The organism is Serratia sp. 14-2641 (assembly GCF_001692375.1).
Taxonomy (GTDB): Bacteria; Pseudomonadota; Gammaproteobacteria; order Enterobacterales; family Enterobacteriaceae; genus Chania; species Chania fonticola_C.
In genome coordinates this window covers 199,784-221,494 of sequence record NZ_LXKR01000028.1, presented here as the reverse complement: position 1 = coordinate 221,494, position 21,711 = coordinate 199,784, and the positions used below count along the sequence as shown (strand labels likewise).

Here is a 21,711-nt window from a genome sequence, read left to right as displayed (position 1 = left end):
AATCATTATGTCTTCTTATAGTTATTCGGTAGCAGAGACACAAACTTTCAGCGTAACCCACGCTCGTCACATGGCTGCTAAAGTTGCAACTGACTTGCGAAGGATGCAGCGTTTTTATGGTTACCCCAGTGATGCCGACATTGAAGCATACGAAGAAGAATTGGTTGTGTTTCTTAAGGCAGGATATTTAGGAGAGGTGTCTTACGGTTTTCAGCGATATAATAACTGGATCGAGCCGACTCTTCGATATACCGCAGGTGACTTGCTTGGTTTCGGTACAGATGATGACCCCGGAAAAATCCGTCCAGGAAAAGATGTATCGGGTGCATCATTCTATAGTTTTATGACTTATAGCTCGAAATATCTGAATGCTACTCAATCGGAAAAAGATACTGCGTTGAAAGATCTACCATTTAAACGGGTTGGTGCCCAGTCTCCGGGGATTAATGGCTACCTCGAAAATGATAAGACTTACTCGGCCGGTGGTCGCTCCCTCAATCGCACTAGCGTAAGGAATTTTGTATGAACGTAAAACCAGCACTTGATGAATTGTTTGAGCGGCGCATTAACTTCCCTGACTTTGAGCCTCAGGAGCGTCTGGCTCGTTTAGTTGGTCTTGATGAGCACAAAGATCAATTATCAAAAATATTAGGCTTGCTTGTAAATCCTTATGGGATTCAGGAATGGGCCAAAAAATATCACCCAGATGCTCGTGCGGCTGTTGATACAGTACTCAGACGACCACCTTTAGTTGTATTGGCTGGGGACGTGGGCTCAGGTAAAACAGAGCTGGCGGAAACCATTGGGGATGCTGTTGCCCGGCAGGAAGATATTGATATTACATTGTATCCTTTGAGCCTTGCTACCCGAGGGCAGGGTAGAGTTGGCGAAATGACTCAGCTGGTTTCAGCTGCATTTGATTATACCATTGAGGCCGCAGATAAATTAAAAAGCACGAATGGAAAAGCTCGTGGTGCGGTTTTGCTGTTGATTGATGAAGCTGATGCATTGGCTCAATCTCGGGAAAATGCTCAGATGCACCATGAGGATCGTGCTGGTGTAAACGCTTTTATTCGCGGAATAGACCGGATCGCCAATCAGAAACTACCAGCGGCAGTTCTTATGTGTACTAACCGTCTGAAAGCTCTCGATCCGGCTGTCCAGCGTCGTGCTGCTGAAGTTTTAACTTTTTCCCGGCCAAATGATGAACAACGAAACTATTTGTTGCATTCAAAACTTACGGGGTTGGGATTAAATTCTACGGCGATAGAAGAATTAGTCAGGTTAACCGGTCCAAGGGACACTAATTCTCCTGGATTTACTTTCTCAGATATTACCCAGCGGCTAATTCCATCAATAATTCTTGCGGCCTACCCATATAACGCAGTGTCAGCCCATACTGCACTACAGGTAGTCAATAAAATGACACCAACACCTGCATTTATTGACCGCTAGTAATATAGAAAAGATAAATTTTCATAAATAGTATTATGGGCCATGCATGCTTATGCAACGTATGAGTACTACTGAATAAAGGAATCTATTATGTCAGATTGGTCACTTTCTCAACTATTTGCATCGTTACATGAAGACATTCAACTTCGACTGGGAACTGCACGTAAAGCTTTCCATCATCCAGGGGCTAAAGGGGATGCCAGTGAAGGAGTATGGATTGAAATGCTTGATACATATCTTCCCAAACGTTACCAGGCAGCTAATGCTTTTGTAGTTGATAGTTTAGGCAATTTTAGTGATCAGATTGATGTGGTTGTTTTTGACAGGCAGTACTCACCATTTATTTTTAAATTTAATGAGCAAATAATTGTTCCAGCTGAAAGTGTCTATGCGGTTTTTGAAGCGAAGCAATCAGCGTCAGCAGAGCTTGTTGCTTATGCACAGCGAAAAGTTGCAAGTGTTCGCAGACTTCATCGTACCAGCCTTCCAATTCCGCATGCTGGCGGGACATATCCAGCAAAACCACTCATTCCAATTTTGGGAGGGTTACTTACTTTTGAAAGTGACTGGAGTCCTGCATTGGGGGCGTCGTTTGACAAAGCTCTCAATGGGGATTTATCAGACGGACGACTTGATATGGGTTGTGTTGCATCACATGGGCATTTTTACTTCAATAACATTGATGTCAAATTCAATTTTGAACCAGGAAATAAGCCAGCTACCGCTTTTCTTTTCAGGCTTATTGCACAGCTTCAATTTAGTGGCACCGTGCCAATGATTGATATTGATGCCTATGGAAAATGGTTGGCTAAGTGAGTGCTGGTTTGTTTTTTTTATTTATTTCGAGAAGGTTTTTTTAGATTGTAATTCAGCATTTCATTGATGGTTGCCAGCTTTGACATTCTAAGCTGAAGTTGTTGGACCTCATCCCATAAAACTTTGTTTTTGGCATTTGCATCATTTAACTTTTCACGTAATGTCGCCCGAGAGCTGCGGGGGGCATTATCTGCTATCCTCCTGATTTCATCTGGGATATCTGGATAAATAGTTGTGGTTCAATGAAGTGTTAACGCTCGCTTCCCGAGCTGCGCGAGAAATATTCACGGGTTTCTTTAAAGCCATAAGCTTCCTGATAATATTCATGAATTTCTCCTGGGGAATATTTTCTGGAGACGTGCATGTTGGTAATAAAAAATAAACTTCGATTTTTTACGGAGTGGTGATTATTAAAGAAGGGTCAGTGGCATAATATTCATCTTAGCGCCCCGACTGTATCGGAGCGTTTATTTCGGAGAACTAGGTATCTTTGAATTGATGCTAATCAGGCAATCCCAGTTGTTCTATTTCAAGTTCGTCGATTGATTTGAGGCGTTTTTTCTCGGAAAGATGTCTATGCAATCGGTCAATCAAGGCTGAATCTCCTTCCCAGAAGTAACCCCCTTTCTGACCTCTTCTCTCAAGCATTTCAGCATGCCAGATATCTTCCCACCAAACGGACTCTTGGCATCCATGTTTGATGAGATAAAGCGGATGGTAGTGGCCCTCACGGTAATGATACGTTAAATCATTTTCTCTCAGATTATAACTTTTGACGGAGAAGCCACCTTTGATATAACGGGAATACAATTCTTGCAGGATAACTAGGAAATCGGCGAGATCGTGAAAACCACCATTTCCAATTTCTTCGCTCAAATGGAGATTGGTATAGAAAAAGTCAGTGGTTAATGTGTCTTTGAATTCACGTAAAATTAGAATATTACCGGCATCGTTGGATAATCGGATGATACGGATATAACTAACGGGATTCCCTTTGGAGTCTGGGGCTAATAGGGCGTCAACATCCGCGGCATTCCCACCTTTCCAGTTGATTCGTGCTTGTGAATTCATCGGGAATGGTGCCTGCTCTCCAAATTTCAGCCATCGGGCTGAACAACCGAATAATTCGCTTAGGTTGTTGAGGTCGGAAAACCCCGGAACCGCATTTCCCGTAAACCAGTTTTCTGTGGCTACGGCATCGTGGTGCCCTAACTGTTCAGCCACTTTTGCAGGGGTCAACGCGGGGCCAGTGCGGACTTTATTCACCGCTGGCAGCACTTGGTTTAGTCGGTCAGATATTTCACTCTGGTAGCGTTCGCCGCCTGAGATAGCACGTTGGTTCTCCACAGACTGTGTTAAAACGTATCTAGCATGGCCTTCCATAGATCGTTCTGCGCGATTGGCAGCTGTTTCAAGAGCCTGGTAGATGTGATCTGGTATGAGGCGGACGAGTAATTTTTTCATGACGTTTCCCTGTGAGTGATGACTTTCTTAACTTGAACTCAAATAGACCTCAATGGGAGTTCTTTTTTAAAAATAAATGTAACAAAATGTAAATATCATTTTTCAATGAATGTGATGGTGATTATATATCATTATAATATCAATGTATTACATGGTTTTTTGACAAGTAATCGGTCTAAGAGACTATTCCAATATGATTTTATTCCACACAATAAGTCCACAAGCAAAGTGCAGCATACCCAGATAGTTTTCGGGCTTTTTCTTCCAGCGAACTAATAAACGACGGTAACCGTCTCAGGCTACTCTGCGAGCTTGTGTTTATCTTTTTCTCCTCGCGTCGCTCGGTTTTCGGTTAATGTCCCACTTGCTTGGTCGGTTCCTGTAATTTTAGCTCAGCGGGAGGGAGCATCGGCGACCCTTAATCACTCCACCCTATAGAAGTCATTTTTGTCGCCTTTATGCGTAAACGCATAACTGAGAATTCTTTTAAGATATAAAATCATGCATAACCAAGGCAGATCACATCTGGTAGGTACTTATCGGTTGTACTGTTTTTTCATATGCATTAATATTTTTTATGTATATATACGATTTTATTTTCATTTAACGAAAATATATTCACGCCATAAATAAGGAAGGCGGATGGCAAGCATGAGCAGGGAAGCCAGTGGGCTTCGCTTTACGTTGAGTGTGGGTAGCCTGGAAACAGAAACTTTCGTGGTAGCGGGTTTTTCGTTGCACGAACAGCTCTCTACCTCCTTTATGCTTGAACTTGAGGTGGCCAGTGCCAATCCCAGCATAGAATTCGGAGCGATTCTAGATAGAAGTGCCACGCTGACTATCTGGCGTGATACCGAGGTACAGCGGATCGTCAACGGCATCGTGATTGAAGTGGAACAGGGAGACACAGGACTCCATCAGACACATTACCGCCTAAGTATACGCCCCGCACTCTGGCGCGCTGGATTAGTCAGAAATTCGCGTATTTTTCAGCAACGGAATGTTCAAGAAATCCTGAAGACCTTGTTGAAAGAACACCACATCAGTGACTATGCCTTTGCCTTACGTAATACCCATGCTTCCCGTGAATTTTGTGTCCAGTACCAGGAAAGTGACGCTGAGTTTATGGCTCGCTTGGCCGCTGAGGAAGGGATTTTCTATTTCTTTGAGCATACAAAAAACAAACACACGTTGGTGTTTGCCGATGACTGCGCCGCACTGAATACAGGCCCTACGCTTCCCTACCACCCTGCTAAAAGGGCCGATTCGGACACGTTGTGTATCAGTACCTTTCGCCGTAAAGAAAGTCTGCGCCCGTCTGAAGTCTTGTTGAAAGATTACACCTTTAAGAATCCGAGTTGGCAGGCCGAATCCAGTGAGTCTGCCAATGACCTGGAGCACCAGGCGTTCGATTATCGGCATTATGATTATCCTGGCCGCTTTAAGTCAGGTCCTACAGGGGATCAATTTGCCCGTTGGCGCGTCCAGGCGCTGCGTAACGACGCGCACCAGGGACTGGGGGCAACCAATAGCCCGGCGCTCCAACCCGGCGTGTGGTTTACATTGGAAAATCATCCGCTGGATACTCATAACGCCCGTTGGCAAATCACTGGGACTACGCACACCGGCAGACAACCGGATGCGCTGGAAGAGGCCACCGGGGAACAGGGCACCACGTTGGACTGCCAATTTACCTTTATTCCCCATAACCAGACCTGGCGTCCTCTTTCATTGCCAAAACCGCGCATCGATGGCGCACAGGTGGCGATCGTTACGGGAGCAGGCTCGGAGGAAATCTATTGCGATGAGTACGGTCGGGTCAGGGTACGTTTTCCCTGGGATCGCTCTGGCATAACGGATGACCGCAGTTCGTGCTGGGTCAGGGTATCGCATCCGTGGGCGGGGGATGGCTGGGGCATGTTAGCTATTCCGCGAGTGGGTCATGAGGTCATTGTCGAGTTTCTCAATGGTGACCCCGATCAGCCGGTGATTATTGGGCGTACTTATCACGCCAACAATCTGCCGCCCGGTAATTTGCCGGCCACCAAAACCCAGATGACCCTCCGCTCAAAAACCCATAAAGGCGACGGCTTCAATGAGCTGCGGTTTGAGGATTTTAAGGGCGGCGAGGAAATTTATATTCATGCACAGCAAGACATGAATACCGACGTGCTGCGGGATCAGACGACCACCATCAACCGGGATATGACACTGACGGTCGATAATCACCGCACCTCGGTGATCAAAGTCGATGATGATGAGTCCGTAGGGGGATATCAGACGCTCGCGGTGGCGAAGGATCAAACCGTCACCATTGATGGCCAGCAGACTACGGTCGTGAAGAAAAGCCGTTTTCTTGAGGTCACCGACAATGACTCGCTGAAAGTGGGTAGACATATCTCAATCCACTCTGCCAGCGGACAGATTGAGATTGGCAACGCCGGGGGCCGCATTGTCATTGATCCTATGGGCCATATCCGCATTGAAGGGGTGAGTATCACACTGGCCGAACATGCTGCCGGGGTCATGCCCGAAACCCCACTGTTTAATTACTCGGCCCGTTATACATTGCTGCATGAGCGCACCGGTGCCCCACTGATCAATACGCCCTACACCATCAAGGGGGCAAATGGCCAAGTGGTTTCAGGCAAGACCGACGCCCTGGGCAGAACGTTGATGGTGCGATCCGAAAAAGAAGACAACTTGGAACTTGGCCTGCCGGAAACCCAAAAACCGGCAAAAGAAACCTATTACCAGGCCAGTGATAATGCCCAGGTAGAACGTGTCATGGAATTCAAGGAGTAAGATGATGAGCAATCCTGGTAACCTCTGTCCGGCAGTCACCTCCATTACCTGCACAATGGAACGCGGCAGATTCCCTGGCGATGAAGACCCTTGTTACCTGGCACAGAAAGCCGAAGTAGCCATGCGCCTCCCACGGCGTATTATCACCAATGGCGGCTTGGTACGCTTTTTAAACCAGTTGGTCATGAGCAGCCTTATCCAGAAGGAGGAAGAAAAGGAAGAATATCACTGGGCTTATAAAGCTGAAGTCGTATTTGCTATCATGCACCCTGTCCCTCTCCCCATGCTGGCCACTAGTGCCGCCTCGAAAGAGAAATACGGCGAAGATTTGCCACAATCCTCCAATCCGTTTGCCCGGCCTTCGCGCGAGGATTGGATAAAGCATAACGTAGAAGGGAGACGTCGCCCCGACATCATTCTGGTAAAAAAAGCGGATAAGCGCTGGCCCGGACGTGCAGCAAAATATTTTGATGGCAAGGTTCATGGCGATAACTTGAAGATGCTGATCGAAGTGAAGTTTCCGGGCGATACCTTGTCAGAAGATCAGGACCGCGATTATACACTCATTGCGACAGAAACCCGGTTTGGTGTTCTGCGCGTTGATGATAACCGTACAGAAAAGCAGAAAGAGTACGACAAACAATACAATGCCGCTTTCAGCCCCAGTGCAAAAAAGTATACTTTACCGTCACCGGACGATTTGCCGTCCCCAATTCCCGTGCCGCCCCCCGAAGGGGTACCGGGAACCATTCCGCAGCCGTTACATAAAAACCTGCCGTTATTAAGCACATCCCCTTGGGGGTCTATACCCTCGGTGGAGGACTGGGTGATGTTAGGCCATGAAGTTTCCAGTCTGGCGGAACAGGGTTGGGAATATGTCAGTGAGGCTACCCGGCAGAAGTTTCATCAGTTTGGTGCCTGGGTATCCGGGAAAGGGGAGTGGTTCTGCGAGAACGTTCTGGACCCCCTCACCCAGCAAACCCACTATGTGTTCTCCTGGATGAGCGAAAAAACCGGTGAAATCATCACCTGGAGTGTTGCACAGTGCCAGGACTTATGGCGAACCGTGCTGTTAGGGTCGGAGATAACCCTGGAGTATTTAAAACAAATCGACTGGGTACAGGTGCTGTCCGATATTGGTAATGGCACGGTGCAACTGGCTATCCAGGCCGCAGAGGCGGTGGCGGTCATTATCGTAGGCATCGCCGTGGCCGCCGCCGTGGTGGCTCTGGTGGCCATCGTCGCTGCGGCCATAGCGGCAGGCGGAGCCGCAGCAGCCGCGTTGTTTGCTGCACTGGCGGCGGTAGGCGGCGGTACCCTGGTCGCAGCGCAATAATTTATAAGGAATGACGATGCAACACCATGAATATACGGCATTACTGGAACAGCGGGTACCGGAATTTACCTTTACCGACAATAATAATGTGGTCATTAGTCGGTTGGGTCTGTCGATTACGCTGTTTTTTAAACGGGGTTACACCGTGGAAAAGCGGGAAAGGATACTGGCTTGTTTTAGCCGTTTTCGAGAGGAATTCGGTACTCATTTGCGTTTTCATGCACATTCCTTTAAAGGAATGAAAAAATACAGCCCAGAAAACATAACCAAAGTAGAAGACAGCATCCGAAATAAAGGCATCTATGACTACGGTGGTTGGACTATCAGCGATGCGAAAAATATGTTTGAAGCCCCTAACTGCCTGATGCGCTACCTCGACACCCGCGAAGCCGGTGGAGATAACCAGAACTCCTATCTGAGCCTGGTTTTACCCTGGTTTTACCTTAAAGAAACCCAGGGCATGGCACGTTTTAATGACTGGCTAACGTTCCTGTGCGAACAACTGGAACCTGACAGTGGGGACTGTGGGTATTGCTTGATATTACCGAGAGATTATCACGATTATTTTTCTGTTGAGTATGAACTCGCCAAACGCTATCCCCCGATGCAGGTCAATTCAGCCGTACATACTGCGTCAATGCAGTACACAAACAGTATTCGTGGTGCTAACTGGATCACTGTATTAAATAATTGCTATATCAAACGATTAGGCGGCGAAGACTGGGTACGCCAGGTACTCTCCCGTGACCCGGAAATCGGCATCGAACACTATCCTGGTGGACTGTTAATTCGCGCCGGGCAATACCCGGACTTGACCCCGTTGACGGCAGGGTTATCCCCGCAATATCTGGCCGTCAATCAGTTGATCCGCCCGATACGTGTCAAGCACCAGGAAGGCCATTCCCTGCACTTCTACGGGGTCAATCATTTTGATGAGCTATCTACCCAAGCTTGGTACGCCCGTTATGACCTGGGGCCATTATCACTATCGCCATTAGAATCGGGTACCCCGGCGTTGGTGAGCGGTAACTGGACGACCCCCTCGTTCCCTCACACCATGCGAATTATCAAGCAAGGTGAAATGGCCCCGGCCGGAAAAGCGGGAGAGATCATTTGGTGGGATCTGGCCAGTGAAGCGGAAGATGACGGTAATGTCCAGGCTCCACGGGCATGAGAACGGTCATACAGGGGAAAAAGGTTATCCTGGTTGGGGATACCACTACCACCGGGGGGAAAGTGCTCAGTGGCTCCCCCTTGGCCAATCAAACTCAGGCGCTCGCCCGCAAGGGCGATCCGGTTTTCTGCCCGGCCTGTAAGGTAACCGGCATGATCAGTGAAGGTAGCACGTTGGCCAATATTGCCGGTGTGGAGATCGCCCTTGAAGGACACAAAGTCATCTGTGGTTGCCCTGGTGGATGCAAGTTGGTGGCATCAGCATAGATGTGCGACGGCGGTAACGAGGGCGTTGCTGACCGTCTTGCTCCTTTCTTAATTACTGAGTTTTTCATTTTTTAATAATGTACATTTTTCTAATATTAGATTGATATTTTTTTTGTAATCACTTTCATCCATAGCATTACTTATCGTTGGTATTAGGTAAGACAATTTCAATCTGGAACTGTGCTTAGTTGCTATTTCATAAAAACCATCATTTTCGCAAAATCTAACAATTTCTTTAAAATGTAAGTTCGTCTTGGTATGGGTTGGCCCGATAATTGTTAAGTATTCATTTTTCACTTTTATTCGATGCACCCCTTTTAGTTGAGATAGTTTTTTTACTTTTAACTGGGTTGTTATATCAATTAGCGTATTGCTAATGGCTTTAGTAAGTCGATTGTTGATGACGTATTGAGAGAATGTTCTCGTAAATGAATCACCGTAGCGGCACCATAAAAAAACATATAATGCTAAAAAAATGCACCATGAAGTTATTTTGGTGGGTAGGTTAATGTGATCTTTTATAAACGGCATGTAAGATGCAATAAAAATTGCAAGAAATGGCGTAATGAATTTCAAGGTAAATAATGCGTATTTCTCTATGGTTTTGTTTGTTTTTTCTAATTGACACTTCCTTTTCAAGTTAATCCTTTGTTTTAATTTGTTGATGTGTTCCTCATTAATGCTAAATTGTAATTCCATTTACCCTCCAATCAGGATTTTAGTGTTTAGTAAAATAATTAGCATAAAATTACGCCATTGTAGTTCCATTTACCACAATTTTTTCGTTCCGGTGTTGGGGGCTGAAGCCCAACCGTACAATGATTTCCGACCTTCAAACTGACCCCTGTTACAGAACTGGATGGCCAGTATGCTGAGTGGAGTATGGAGTCGGAGTTACAGGAACGGCAGCGGATCGCCACCTTGCTTCAGGTGCCTTTGGGGACGATGATATGCTTGGCTAGATATTCATGAACTTGGAACTGTACGTTTGATAAGTAATGAAAAAATCAGCGGCATAATACTGGGTTCAGCGCCCTGGCAACATTGGGGCGTTTTTCATGGGGTCTAATTTTAAATTTTCATATTAGAGTTGTTTGTTGCTGCAGCATTTCGTTTTTATAGAGTGGGGCTCCTATTTCCCAAGAAAACAGGACCATGCTATGCGACTTCCTTTCAAACTCAACCAGCAGATTATTCAGACTGATATCGCCGAACAAGAGGTTTTGGAGATGCAAGAGCAGCAGCGGATTGCAGCCCTGCTGCAGGTGCCTTTGGAGATGATTATGGGTGATGCGTTGTACTGGATGATGGGGGAAAATGAAGCAGCGATACATCAATATTGGGTAGAAAAACCGTGGGAAAAAGGCATGGAAGATGACTTATGCTGAAGTCTCTCATGAAGTATCTGCCCGTTCCGTCAGCCAAGGTTGTTAATGGTGAGAAATCTATCGCACCACAATCGCTATCAGCCTCGGTGCCGGATGGCTATCATGCGCCGTTGTCGGCTCGTGAGCAGTTGGCAATCCCCCGTCGCGAACAATGGCTGCAGATGTTGTGGGATTATTCGTCACTGCCAAAAAACCTGTATCAGCGGTATTACCTGCAGCCGCTGGAACACTGCGTCACGCTGATGCAGCAGTTTCCTGCCACGGAGAACGGTCATCATGCCTATTTGGGGGGGATGGTGGATCATCTGCTTGAAACAGTGGCCTATGCTGCCCGGCTATCAAAAAACTACCTGTTGCCCGTTGGTGCACAACCAGAAGAGCAGGCCTCGCAGAGTGCCGCCTGGAATGCAGTGATTGTTTATGCCGCCATGCTGCAGTCGCTCGACAGGCTATGCCAGATTGAGGTTGAGTTAGAAAGTGGACAGCGTTGGATGCCACTGAATGCCATGCCGGGCGAGCCCTACCGTTTTCGTTTCAAGCCTGTTGCTGATGCGATACAAGTGCAGAGTTTGAGTGCAATGCTTGCCTGGAAGGTCATTCCTGACGAGGCATTGCTCTGGTTGAGTACCTGGCCGGGGGGGCTTAACGCGCTATCGTTATATTTGACGGGATTTCGCAATGAGTCAGGGATAGTCAATGCCATCGTCTCGGAAGCCAGCAGTAAATCAATAGGAAAACCGGTATCTGACATTGCCAATACCGCTTTGGCCCCAGCATCACCTGTTTCACTTGAGGTGATGTTGCCAGTAGCGAAAGGGGATCTTGACTCAGTATCTTCCCTGCCGCTGCAATTTACCTCCCAACTCGTTGAGGAGGCTCTGCCCGAATCACCTGCTTTCACTTTGGATAGTGCCGCAACTGATGAAAAGGATATAGCGCCCGCTTTGCTGAATGAGGATGTGACTGGAGATTTATTGGCCGTGATGGGGTTTTCTGAGCCGACTAATTTGGTACTGGGCGAGGGGGCTGCATCGGCCCAGTCAATAGGAACAATAACGGGATCAATGAACATACCCCTTCCAGATGCAGATGGAGTTGGGGAAGGCTTTTGGCAATGGCTGAAGGAAGGGTGTTGCTCAGGGAGATTTTCAATAAATACGGCCAACTCTCGAATCCATATTATCGCAGGTTATGTCTTTATCCGCGCGCCAAACATTTTTCATCAGTTTTTAGCGGAGAATCACGAATATTCCGCAGATAAAACTACATTACAAAGTGCATTTGAACGATTAGGCAGGCATAGACAGGATAAAGGCGTGATGTATACCTGTCATGCATATAAAGATAAGGCTAAGGAGGGACAATTTCAGAAAATGACAGGTTATCTAATCGTTGCTAAGAAGCTTTATGAAGCTCATAGAATCCCAGAGGATAACCCGTTTATGGTAGTAAAATCTTAACGCTCATGAAACTGTGGGCTTGCGTCTGGAACAAAGCGCTCCATAGGCAAGCCCCGTTTCTCCGTTTCATCATCAGGAGCATTCTTTTTAACTGTTTTCATTCTCTGCCAAAGCTTGGCGCAGCATTAATTTTGTCCCCCAGACGGTGAGATTGGTGATCTCATCTTTGTTTAAGCCAAAACTGTCTTTGAGCACGGTTAACGCCTCCGTCCCGTAGAGAAGCGACATTAACATCACCAGTTTTTGGCGAGTTTCTTCTGGAAGTTGATCCTCAAGTGGCGACAGGGCTTCAGACAAGGCAGCCTTTCGGTTACTCTTTTTGAGGGATCCTATTTCTTCGCTTTCCGAATTGCTTGAAACTGAGGCTTGCCATCGTTGCTGGGAAATACGCATGGCGTCACGCATCAGTGCTTCATGCGTATCCAGTTCGCCGAATCCCCATGTGAGCAGTTTTTCTACATTTTCTTCAGCTGTGTTGTCCATTGCGGGTTTATCAAATGAGTTGATCACCTGCTTGACCACGTACTCAACGAACTCACTGTGTGTCGAGAAATAGCTTTTGAGCGTGACTTTGGCGTACTCGGCTTCTCGCGTGATTTCTTCTGGTGAGGGGAATTTTTGCTCTTGGTAAAGCTTGAGTGCCGCGCTGGTCAAACGTTCTAGCGTTCTGCGTCGTACTGGCGAGAGGTTGTTCTCATCAAACAGAATCATCGTGATGCCTCATTTTGCAACAAAAAATATCCCTTGAGTTAAAAATATCTTGCGAGATACAAAATATTAGCCTAGCTTTATATTGCACTATCTCAACACATCTTTCACGTCTTACATGGAGTGAGTCGTCTTATGGCTAAATTTGTGTACATCATAGGGACCGCAGATACCAAGCTGGAAGAGTTACTCTGGCTGAAATCGTGCCTGCGTTCTGCAAGGGTAGATTCTCATATTATTGATGTTTCTACCGGCTCATCCAATGCCTTTCATGAAAATAATCAAGTAGATATCAATACGACGCAGATTGCAGCTTACCACCCTGATGGTATAGACGCTGTTTTCTGTGGTGAGCGTGGAAGGGCTGTCACAGCCATGTCTGTCGCGCTGACCTATTTTTTACAGAACACGGTGGATGATATTTCCGGTCTTCTCGGTATTGGGGGGTCAGGAGGGACGGCATTGATAACGTCCGCCATGCAGGCAATGCCTATCGGTATTCCCAAGTTAATGGTGTCCACGATGGCATCGGGCAATGTTGGGGGATATGTCGGTGGTGTCGATATCGCCATGTTGTATACCGTTACCGACCTTAGTGGTTTGAACTACTTGTCACGCACTATTCTGGCAAATGCGGCCAATATGATAGCCGGTGCCGTTAACAATGCTGTTGAATATAATCACGCAAGAAAACCGGTTTTAGGCCTGACGATGTTTGGTGTAACAACACCCTGCATCAATCAGTTGATTGCATCGTTAGGTGAGGAATTCGATCCGTTGGTCTTCCATGCTACGGGAAATGGTGGAACCAGTATGGAGCGATTGGTTGAAAACCGTGAAATTGTCGGTGTTCTTGATATCACGTTGACCGAAGCGGCGGATTTGCTGTTTGGTGGTGTTCTTGCCTGCCCTGAAACACGTCTTGACTGTATCGCACAAACGCAGACGCCGTGGGTAGGGAGTGCCGGGGCACTCGACATGATTAATTTCAGCGGTCGGGACAGCATACCTGAGCGTTATGCTCATCGGCAGTTTGTAGAGCATAACGCTCAGGTGACGCTGATGCGCACAACACCAGAGGAAAACTACCAGCTCGGCGTCTGGATTGGCAACAAGCTTAATCACTGCAACGGGCCGGTACGTTTCATCATTCCAGAGGGCGGATTTTCGGCATTAGATGCTCCAGGGCAACCGTTTTTTGATCCGCAGGCAAGGCAGGCTTTTGCTGAAGGATTGGAGTCAACGGTTACCCAGACGGCACAACGCCAGATTATCAAAACGCCCCACCATATCAACGCACCTGAATTTAGCTCGCTTGTGATTGCGCAGTTCCAGGACGTCATGCAACACCAGAGAACTGTTCATGATTCAACACCAGGGAAATCCTTATGAAAAATTACAATACAATGAAAGAAACGCTGCAACAGAAGGTTCAGCGAAAAGAGCCGATCATCGGTGCCGGGGCCGGAACCGGCCTGTCTGCACGTTGCGAAGAAGCTGGCGGTGTCGATTTGATAGTGATCTACAACAGTGGCCGTTTTCGGATGGCTGGACGTGGTTCGCTGGCGGGGTTGATGCCATACGGTAACGCCAATCAGATTGTGCGCGAGATGGGCAATGAAGTGCTTCCGGTGGTAAAGGAAACGCCCGTGCTGGCTGGTGTTTGTGGAACAGACCCCTTCTGTAATATTCCGTTGTTCCTGGACGAACTGAAAGCGCAGGGATTTGCCGGTGTGCAGAACTTCCCTACCGTCGGGCTGATTGATGGGAATTTCCGCAAGAACCTGGAGGAAACGGGGATGGGTTATGGCCTGGAGGTGGAGATGATCCGCCAGGCGCACGATAAAGGGATGCTGACCACGCCGTATGTCTTCAGTACGGAAGATGCAGTGGTGATGACCGAGGCCGGTGCAGATATTATAGTGGTACATCTGGGATTAACGACTGGGGGCGATATTGGTGCGGACACGGCACATGATCTGGAGTCTTGTATCCCGGTGGTCAATGCCTGCGCAGCAGCGGCAAAAGCTGTACGTGATGATGTTATCGTGTTATGCCACGGCGGGCCCATCGCCGAGCCGGATGACGCCGCCTATATTCTATCGCATTGTCCAGACTGCCACGGGTTTTACGGTGCCAGTTCGATGGAGCGTTTACCGACAGAAGTGGCGATTAAAAATACCGTTAACGCGTTTAAGCAAATAAAAAGTAAGTAATACTCAATGTATTAATTCTGCCAATATTTGAAGAACGTTCAATATAACGCCCCGGCAGTTATGGGGCGTTTTCTATGGGAGAAATTTTTAAATATCCAAATAGAGTTTTTTATTGTGGTCGCCATTTTCCTTCCTAGAGTGGAGCGCCTGTAACTATCGGGATACCCCAGGCTATGCACTCTTTTGAAGGATACTACCTTGCTTCTCAACCGTTTGACGCAGTCTATGTTCGTAACAGGCCGCCAGCATCAGTCTGGCAAATGGATATTGCTGAAATGCTTTTGCATTTCTGGTAGGTAGCTCTTTGATTATTCAGGGATATATTCTGGAGGACATCTGGTGACTTGTGAACAGTTATTAACATTTGATGAGCTGTTAGACCATTATTTTTTCAGTAATGCGGTCCGTAATGACACCGAGTGGAGTTATCGAAAGGTGGTGAGGACTTTTTTGCGATTTACCGCTAAAACGCCGAGTGAGGTGGATAACAGGCTGGTACTCGAGTGGCGTAGGCATGTCTTGAAAGAGCAACAATTACAGGCAACAACCTGGAATAACAAAGTGACGCACATGAGGGCTCTGTTTAATTTCGGAATGAAGTGTGGGCTGTTGCAGCATCAAGATAATCCCTTTAACAAGGCGGTGGTCCGGGCGGGGAAGAAAAAGAAGAAGACCCTGACCGAGGGGCAGACGGCGGCGGTATACCGACTGATGGCACAGTATGAAGAGTGTGAACGGTTACAGGCCAGCAGTCTGGCGGTGAACTGGCGGGTTCATGCCTGTAAGCCTGCCTGGTTCTGGTTGACGGTGCTCGATACTCTCAGTTACACCGCGATACGTCAAAACCAACTTCGTCACATACGTATCTGTGATGTCAACCTTGAGGAGCGATGGCTGGATTTGGTTATCGCCGGTGCGAAGAATCACCGAGAACTGCGTATTCCTATCATTGGCGAGTTGTATCCCCGACTGGAGAGACTGGTGACCCGTTCACTCGAGGCTGGTGCCGAACCGGAAGAGCAGTTGTTCAACGTGAACCGTTTTGACGTCGGGCGCAGGGTGAAACAAGAAGGGGAAATGACAGATATGGGTATCTACCCTATCCGGGCCTTTTTTCGGCGACTCTCGAGAGAGTGCCGGTTTGTTGTGAGCCCCCATCGTTTTCGGCATACGGTAGCGACCAACATGATGAAATCCCCGGATCGCAATATTCAGGCGGTAAAGCGCCTCTTGGGACATTCTAGTTTGCGCTCTACGCTGGAGTACATTGATGAAGATGTGGAGAGCTTGCGGGATATTATGGAGCAGGAGTTTAAGCGTTAGGTCAGCAAGGCAAAGGGGCAAGGTATCTCCTTGACACAGTTTGACATTTGCATACGAAATCTGTAAAAATTGTAAGCGAATAGTCCCGCCTACTGACATAGGCGGGACTATCAAGAGCCTTTTTACAACAACCGGGTTGTGATATCACAGGATGAAATCATTCAACACCTTGGGTTATTGCGTGTTCTGGCCCATTTTCGTACCTGTCAGGCTTTCTTCCTGAAATCTTGACAAGCGCTTCTGAATATGGTGCCCGGACTCGGAATCGAACCAAGGACACGGGGATTTTCAATCCCCTGCTCTACCGACTGAGCTATCCGGGCAACGGGGCGCATTAAACCGTATTTGGCCCTGTGTCGTCAATGGGTTTCTGTCACAAAGCCGAGCGATTGCTCTAATTTCAAGCAAGGGCAGGGCTACCTTCCTGCGCCAGCATTCTCCCTTCTCCCCCAAAACGCCCGATACCAGAGATCGAAAAACTCACCCCAACAATGTTTACCCTTGCCTATTCCCTATTCAAGTTAATGTTAGTGATAAGTACAACATGTTACATATATGTATTTTAAGGCTATTGTCATTTTTAAATGTGATCGATGTAACTTTAATAACATATTGTCTGTGTTATGTTTCGATAATAACATCATTAGTTCCCGGCAAACGCCAGGGTACAAGGCTCGGCAACGGAACGTAAAAGTTCACAGATAATTTTGGGGAAAAGATGAAATATATCATAGGGATAGTGTGTATCGTTACTATCTGTATTTTGGCACTTTTAGTGAGCAACGATCGCAAAAACATTCGCTATCGTCCGATTTTCGTCATGCTGGCCTGCCAGTTTTTGATGACCGCACTGCTGCTTAAGACCGACGTAGGCAATAAAGTGATTGGTGTGATCGCCGAGGTATTTGGCAATTTGCTCTCCTATGCCAACGAAGGGGTTAACTTCGTCTTTGGTGGTTTGGTGAATCACGGCGAGATCTCTTTCTTCCTGTCCGTTTTGCTGCCCATCGTGTTTATCTCCGCGCTGATCGGCATCCTGCAGCACTGGCGCATCCTGGGCTTTATCATCAAGTACATCGGCCTGGCGCTGAGCAAGGTCAACGGCATGGGGCGCTTAGAGTCCTATAACGCAGTGGCTTCGGCGATCCTCGGTCAGTCTGAAGTGTTCATCTCGGTGAAAAAACAGCTCGGCCTGCTGCCGGAGCATCGCCTGTATACGTTGTGTACCTCTGCCATGTCGACGGTCTCAATGGCGATTGTGGGCGCTTACATGGTGATGCTTGATCCGCGCTACGTGGTGACTGCTTTGGTGCTGAACCTGTTTGGTGGCTTTATCATGGCGTCGCTGATCAACCCTTATCAGGTCAAGCCTGAGGAAGATATTCTGGATGTCGTTGAAGGGGAGAAGCAGAGCTTCTTCGAAGTCCTGAGCGAATACATCCTCGATGGCTTCAAGGTAGCGATTATCGTTGGTGCGATGCTGATCGGCTTTATAGCGCTGATCACCATGGCTAACGCGCTATTCACCGCTGCATTTGGCATTTCCTTCCAAGGGGTATTGGGTTATGTGTTCTCACCACTGGCTTTCCTGGTGGGTGTGCCGTGGCACGAAGCGGTGCAGGCCGGTGGCCTGATGGCAACCAAGATCGTCAGCAACGAATTTGTTGCCATGCTCAACCTGTCACAGGGTGATTACAACTTCTCTGAACGTACCATGGCGATTATCTCGGTGTTCCTGGTGTCGTTCGCCAACTTCTCCTCTATCGGCATTATTGTCGGTGCCATCAAGGCGTTGGACTCCAAGCAAGGTAATGCCGCAGCCCGCTTTGGCCTGAAGCTGCTTTACGGCTCCACGCTGGTCAGCTTCCTGAACGCCGCCGTCGTAGGTTTCTTCTTTTAATTAGCTCAAGGCCACATCAAGAGGTTGTGGCCTGCTACTGCTATAACAATAAGGAATATGTGATGAAAATGACTTCTCCCCTCAAGCTATCGTTATTGGCCCTGTTGGTTGCAGGCGCTGCGCATGCCGCAACGGTGGATCTCCGCATCATGGAAACCACCGACGTTCACGGCAACATGATGGATTATGACTATTACAAAGATAAAGCCACCGCTCAGTACGGTTTGGTGAGAGCGGCCACCTTGATTGATGCTGCCCGCGCAGAAGCGACCAACAGCGTGCTGGTCGATAACGGCGATATCATCCAGGGTAGCCCGATGGCGGACTATGCCGCTGCCAACCTGAAGAAAGGCGATGTGCATCCGGTTTATCAGGCGATGAACACCCTCGATTATGCAGTCGGCAGCCTGGGCAACCACGAATTCAACTACGGGCTGGATTACCTGAAAATGGCGATTAGCGGGGCCAAATTCCCGTACATCAACGCCAACGTCTATGACGCCAAGACCAACAAGCCTTATTTCAAACAGTACCTGATCGTGGACACGCCGGTAAAAGATACCGAGGGTAAAGAGCATAAGCTGCGCATCGGTTATATCGGCTTCGTACCGCCGCAGATTGTGCTGTGGGACAAGGACAAGCTGTCGGGCAAGGTGATCGCCAAAGATATTACCGAAACTGCCAGGGAACTGGTGCCACAGATGCGTAAAGAAGGGGCGGATATCGTGATTGCTATCGCCCACTCAGGCATCTCTGCGGATCCTTACAAGGCGCTGGCAGAAAACTCGGTCTACTACCTCACGCAGGTTCCAGGCATCGATGCCATTACCTTTGGCCACTCTCACGGTATTTTCCCAAGCAAGGATTTCGCCGCTATTCCTGGGGTAGATCTTGAAAAGGGTACGGTTAATGGCGTACCCGCAGTCATGCCGGGCCACTGGGCGGATAACCTGGGGGTGATCGACCTGGTGCTGGAAGGGGAAACCAATAAGTGGAAGGTGGTCTCCAGCCGTGCAGAAGCCCGCCCAATTTTTGATAAGAAGAATGACAAATCGCTGGTCGAGGCCAAGGCTACGCTGGTGAAAACGCTGGAGCAGGCGCATAACGACACCCGTGAATTCGTTAACAAGCCGATTGGCACCATTGCCGAAGACACCAATACCTATCTGTCTTTAGTGCAGGACTCCTCGGCCATCCAGATCATCCGTGCGGCGCAGAAAGCCTACGTTGAACACTTTATTCAGGGCGATCCGGATCTGGCTGATATCCCAGTTCTTTCTGCTGCGGCACCGTTCAAGGCGGGTGGCCGGAAGAACGACCCGGCGGCCTTCGTTGATATGCGTAAAGGGCCTCTGAGCTTCCGTAACGCGGCCGATCTTTACCAGTATTCCAACACGCTGGCGGCAGTGAAAGTGAAAGGCAGCGATCTGAAAGAGTGGTTGGAGTGCTCTGCGGGCATGTACAACCAGATCGACGTGAAAAGCGATAAGCCACAGTCACTGCTCAACTGGAACGGTTTCCGGGCTTACAACTTCGATATGTTTGACGATTTGAGCTATCAGATCGACGTGACCCAGCCTGCGCGTTATGACGTGGATTGCAACGTGATCAATCCACAGGCCCAGCGTATCAAGTCGCTGACCTATAAAGGTAAGCCGGTGGTAGCAGACGCGCCATTCCTGGTTGCCGTGAACAATTACCGGGCATTTACCGGCAAGTTCGCCGGCACGGGTGAAAAAAATATCGTTATTTCCTCGCCGGATGAAGTGCGCACTATCGTGGCCAACTACATCTCCGAGCAGACCAAACAGCATGGCGCATATAAGCCAGAGGTAAAAAACAACTGGCGGATCGCGAAAATTACTGCGGATAAGCCGTTGGATATCCGCATCGAGACCTCACCAAGCCAGAATGCGGCCGATTACATCAAACAGGCTGCTCAGCATCCAATGGCGCTGGTAGGAAAAGACGATATCGGTTTTGCCGTTTACAAGATCGACTTACAGAAATAAAGATCCGGGGAATGACAATGAGAATGGTTGATATCATCGCCAAAAAGCGCGATGGAAAAGAGCTGACTACGCAAGAGATCGAGTTTTTTGTTAACGGCTACACCCGGGGAGATATTCCGGATTACCAGGCCAGTGCGCTGGCGATGGCGATCTTCTTCCAGGATATGAATGACCGTGAGCGTGCCGATCTGACGATGTCGATGGTGAACTCCGGTGACGTAATCGATCTCTCGGCGATCGAAGGCGTCAAGGTAGACAAGCACTCCACCGGCGGCGTGGGTGATACCACCACGCTGGTGCTGGCACCGCTGGTAGCGGCGCTGGATATCCCGGTGGCGAAGATGTCTGGCCGTGGCCTGGGGCATACCGGCGGCACTATCGATAAGCTGGAAGCGGTGGCCGGTTTCCATGTGGAAATCTCCAGCAAACAGTTTATCGAGCTGGTGAACCGCGACAAGGTGGCGGTGATTGGTCAGACCGGTAACCTGACCCCGGCGGATAAGAAGCTGTATGCGCTGCGTGATGTGACCGGTACGGTGAACTCCATTCCGCTGATCGCCGGTTCGATCATGAGCAAGAAGATTGCGGCGGGTGCCGATGCCATCGTGTTGGACGTGAAAACCGGTGCCGGTGCGTTTATGAAAACCACTGAAGATGCCGTCGAGTTGGCCACGGCGATGGTGCGCATTGGTAACCACGTGGGCCGTAATACCATGGCGGTGATCTCCGATATGTCGCAGCCCTTGGGCTACGCCATCGGTAATGCGCTGGAAGTGAAGGAAGCCATCGATACGCTGCGTGGCGAAGGCCCGGAAGATCTGACCGAACTGGTCATGCAGTTGGGTAGCCAAATGGTCGTGCTGGCGAAGAAGGCCGATTCGTTACCGGCTGCGCGCGCCATGCTGCAAGAGGTGATCGATAACGGCAAGGCGTTGGCCAAGTTCCGTGACTTCCTGGCCAACCAGGGCGGCGATGCTTCAATGGTGGATCATCCAGAGAAGCTGCCGCAGGCTAAATACCTGATTGAGGTTCCGGCCAAGCAGGCGGGTGTGGTAGCCAATATTGTGGCCGATGAAATCGGCGTGGCAGCCATGTTGCTCGGTGCCGGTCGTGCCACCAAGGAAGATGACATCGATCTGGCCGTGGGCCTGATGATGCATAAAAAAGTCGGCGATCGGGTCGCCATCGGTGACTCACTGGTGACGATCCATGCCAACCGCCCGGATGTGGCGAACGTCATGGCGAAAATCTATGACAGCATCACCCTTGCCGATAAGGCGCAAGCACCAAAACTGATCCATACCATTATTACAGAATAATAATATTAGCCGTGTTTCACCCTGGTTGCGGGGTGAAACATTTCCAACATTATCTAGAAATCATTTAAT

General features: G+C 48.6%; 18 protein-coding genes, 1 tRNA gene and 1 pseudogene. 15 read left to right on the top strand and 5 right to left on the bottom strand.

Features of this window, described 5'->3' with window-relative positions:
* The first annotated feature begins 7 nt into the window (after window positions 1-7).
* The 3 genes from cap7 to nucC all read left to right on the top strand — a co-directional run bounded on the left by cap7 (window position 8) and on the right by nucC (window position 2,271).
* Window positions 8-526, top strand: a complete 519-nt coding sequence (gene cap7, locus A6U95_RS11495) for a CBASS phage resistance system CD-NTase-associated protein Cap7 (protein ID WP_065684576.1) — start codon at window positions 8-10, stop codon at window positions 524-526.
* Window positions 523-1,455 (top strand): CBASS phage resistance system CD-NTase-associated protein Cap6, encoded by a 933-nt coding sequence (gene cap6 / locus A6U95_RS11490; RefSeq protein WP_065684575.1) that lies wholly within the window; start codon window positions 523-525, stop codon window positions 1,453-1,455. Before cap7 ends, cap6 begins: the two co-directional genes overlap by 4 nt.
* Window positions 1,456-1,545: 90 nt before the next feature.
* Window positions 1,546-2,271: a CBASS effector endonuclease NucC gene (nucC, locus tag A6U95_RS11485; RefSeq protein ID WP_065684574.1), complete on the top strand. Its 726-nt coding sequence runs from the start codon at window positions 1,546-1,548 to the stop codon at window positions 2,269-2,271.
* Between the two features lie 501 nt (window positions 2,272-2,772).
* On the opposite strand, the gene A6U95_RS11480 is transcribed toward nucC, so the two are convergent.
* On the bottom strand, window positions 2,773-3,735 hold the full coding sequence (locus A6U95_RS11480) for a hypothetical protein (protein ID WP_065684573.1): 963 nt from the start codon (window positions 3,733-3,735) through the stop codon (window positions 2,773-2,775).
* Window positions 3,736-3,918: 183 nt separating this feature from the next.
* Window positions 3,919-4,023: pseudogene (locus A6U95_RS30660) on the bottom strand (IS5/IS1182 family transposase); the annotation flags it as partial.
* A 354-nt stretch (window positions 4,024-4,377) separates the two neighbouring features.
* On the opposite strand from A6U95_RS30660, the gene tssI reads away from it, so the two are divergent.
* Genes tssI through A6U95_RS11460 form a run of 4 tightly spaced genes read left to right on the top strand, consistent with a single transcriptional unit; the run spans window position 4,378 to window position 9,316 of the window.
* Window positions 4,378-6,540, top strand: coding sequence for a type VI secretion system tip protein TssI/VgrG (gene tssI, locus A6U95_RS11475; protein WP_065684572.1), 2,163 nt, complete (start codon window positions 4,378-4,380; stop codon window positions 6,538-6,540).
* A gap of 1 nt (window position 6,541) precedes the next feature.
* Window positions 6,542-7,876 carry a VRR-NUC domain-containing protein gene (locus A6U95_RS11470; RefSeq protein ID WP_241810644.1) on the top strand — a complete coding sequence of 445 codons (1,335 nt, stop codon included), beginning with the start codon at window positions 6,542-6,544 and terminating at the stop codon, window positions 7,874-7,876.
* Window positions 7,877-7,892: 16 nt separating this feature from the next.
* Window positions 7,893-9,050: a type VI immunity family protein gene (locus A6U95_RS11465; protein ID WP_065684571.1), complete on the top strand. Its 1,158-nt coding sequence runs from the start codon at window positions 7,893-7,895 to the stop codon at window positions 9,048-9,050.
* Complete coding sequence (locus tag A6U95_RS11460; RefSeq protein WP_065684570.1) at window positions 9,047-9,316, top strand: PAAR domain-containing protein; 270 nt, start codon at window positions 9,047-9,049, stop codon at window positions 9,314-9,316. Before A6U95_RS11465 ends, A6U95_RS11460 begins: the two co-directional genes overlap by 4 nt.
* Window positions 9,317-9,364: 48 nt before the next feature.
* On the opposite strand, the gene A6U95_RS11455 is transcribed toward A6U95_RS11460, so the two are convergent.
* Complete coding sequence (locus A6U95_RS11455) at window positions 9,365-10,015, bottom strand: hypothetical protein (RefSeq protein ID WP_065684569.1); 651 nt, start codon at window positions 10,013-10,015, stop codon at window positions 9,365-9,367.
* 461 nt (window positions 10,016-10,476) lie between these two features.
* Here A6U95_RS11455 and A6U95_RS11450 point away from each other — a divergent pair, with 461 nt between their 5' ends.
* Together A6U95_RS11450 and A6U95_RS11445 are read left to right on the top strand one after the other, a co-directional pair.
* Window positions 10,477-10,704, top strand: coding sequence for a hypothetical protein (locus A6U95_RS11450; protein ID WP_065684568.1), 228 nt, complete (start codon window positions 10,477-10,479; stop codon window positions 10,702-10,704).
* On the top strand, window positions 10,698-12,164 hold the full coding sequence (locus A6U95_RS11445; protein ID WP_241810643.1) for a TraI domain-containing protein: 1,467 nt from the start codon (window positions 10,698-10,700) through the stop codon (window positions 12,162-12,164). The genes A6U95_RS11450 and A6U95_RS11445 overlap by 7 nt, the downstream gene beginning before the upstream one ends.
* An 87-nt stretch (window positions 12,165-12,251) precedes the next feature.
* Here the strand turns inward: A6U95_RS11445 and A6U95_RS11440 are convergent, their stop codons facing one another.
* A complete protein-coding gene (locus A6U95_RS11440; RefSeq protein WP_065684567.1) occupies window positions 12,252-12,875 on the bottom strand; it encodes a hypothetical protein in 624 nt (207 codons plus the stop codon).
* Window positions 12,876-13,007: 132 nt separating this feature from the next.
* On the opposite strand from A6U95_RS11440, the gene A6U95_RS11435 reads away from it, so the two are divergent.
* From A6U95_RS11435 to A6U95_RS11425, 3 genes are all read left to right on the top strand, one after another.
* Window positions 13,008-14,264 (top strand): Tm-1-like ATP-binding domain-containing protein, encoded by a 1,257-nt coding sequence (locus tag A6U95_RS11435; protein ID WP_065684566.1) that lies wholly within the window; start codon window positions 13,008-13,010, stop codon window positions 14,262-14,264.
* Window positions 14,261-15,088 carry a phosphoenolpyruvate hydrolase family protein gene (locus tag A6U95_RS11430; RefSeq protein ID WP_065684565.1) on the top strand — a complete coding sequence of 276 codons (828 nt, stop codon included), beginning with the start codon at window positions 14,261-14,263 and terminating at the stop codon, window positions 15,086-15,088. The genes A6U95_RS11435 and A6U95_RS11430 overlap by 4 nt, the downstream gene beginning before the upstream one ends.
* Before the next feature lie 339 nt (window positions 15,089-15,427).
* The gene (locus A6U95_RS11425; protein WP_065684564.1) at window positions 15,428-16,411 is read left to right on the top strand and encodes a tyrosine-type recombinase/integrase; all 984 of its coding nucleotides are present in this window, start codon (window positions 15,428-15,430) and stop codon (window positions 16,409-16,411) included.
* Between the two features lie 247 nt (window positions 16,412-16,658).
* On the opposite strand, the gene A6U95_RS11420 is transcribed toward A6U95_RS11425, so the two are convergent.
* Window positions 16,659-16,734 (bottom strand) — tRNA-Phe (locus tag A6U95_RS11420).
* A gap of 395 nt (window positions 16,735-17,129) precedes the next feature.
* On the opposite strand from A6U95_RS11420, the gene A6U95_RS11415 reads away from it, so the two are divergent.
* The 3 genes from A6U95_RS11415 to A6U95_RS11405 all read left to right on the top strand — a co-directional run bounded on the left by A6U95_RS11415 (window position 17,130) and on the right by A6U95_RS11405 (window position 21,642).
* Window positions 17,130-18,311: a nucleoside transporter C-terminal domain-containing protein gene (locus A6U95_RS11415; protein WP_065684563.1), complete on the top strand. Its 1,182-nt coding sequence runs from the start codon at window positions 17,130-17,132 to the stop codon at window positions 18,309-18,311.
* Window positions 18,312-18,373: 62 nt separating this feature from the next.
* Window positions 18,374-20,323: a bifunctional 2',3'-cyclic-nucleotide 2'-phosphodiesterase/3'-nucleotidase gene (locus A6U95_RS11410; protein WP_083196362.1), complete on the top strand. Its 1,950-nt coding sequence runs from the start codon at window positions 18,374-18,376 to the stop codon at window positions 20,321-20,323.
* 17 nt (window positions 20,324-20,340) lie between these two features.
* The gene (locus A6U95_RS11405; RefSeq protein WP_024528372.1) at window positions 20,341-21,642 is read left to right on the top strand and encodes a pyrimidine-nucleoside phosphorylase; all 1,302 of its coding nucleotides are present in this window, start codon (window positions 20,341-20,343) and stop codon (window positions 21,640-21,642) included.
* The last annotated feature ends 69 nt before the right edge of the window (window positions 21,643-21,711 follow it).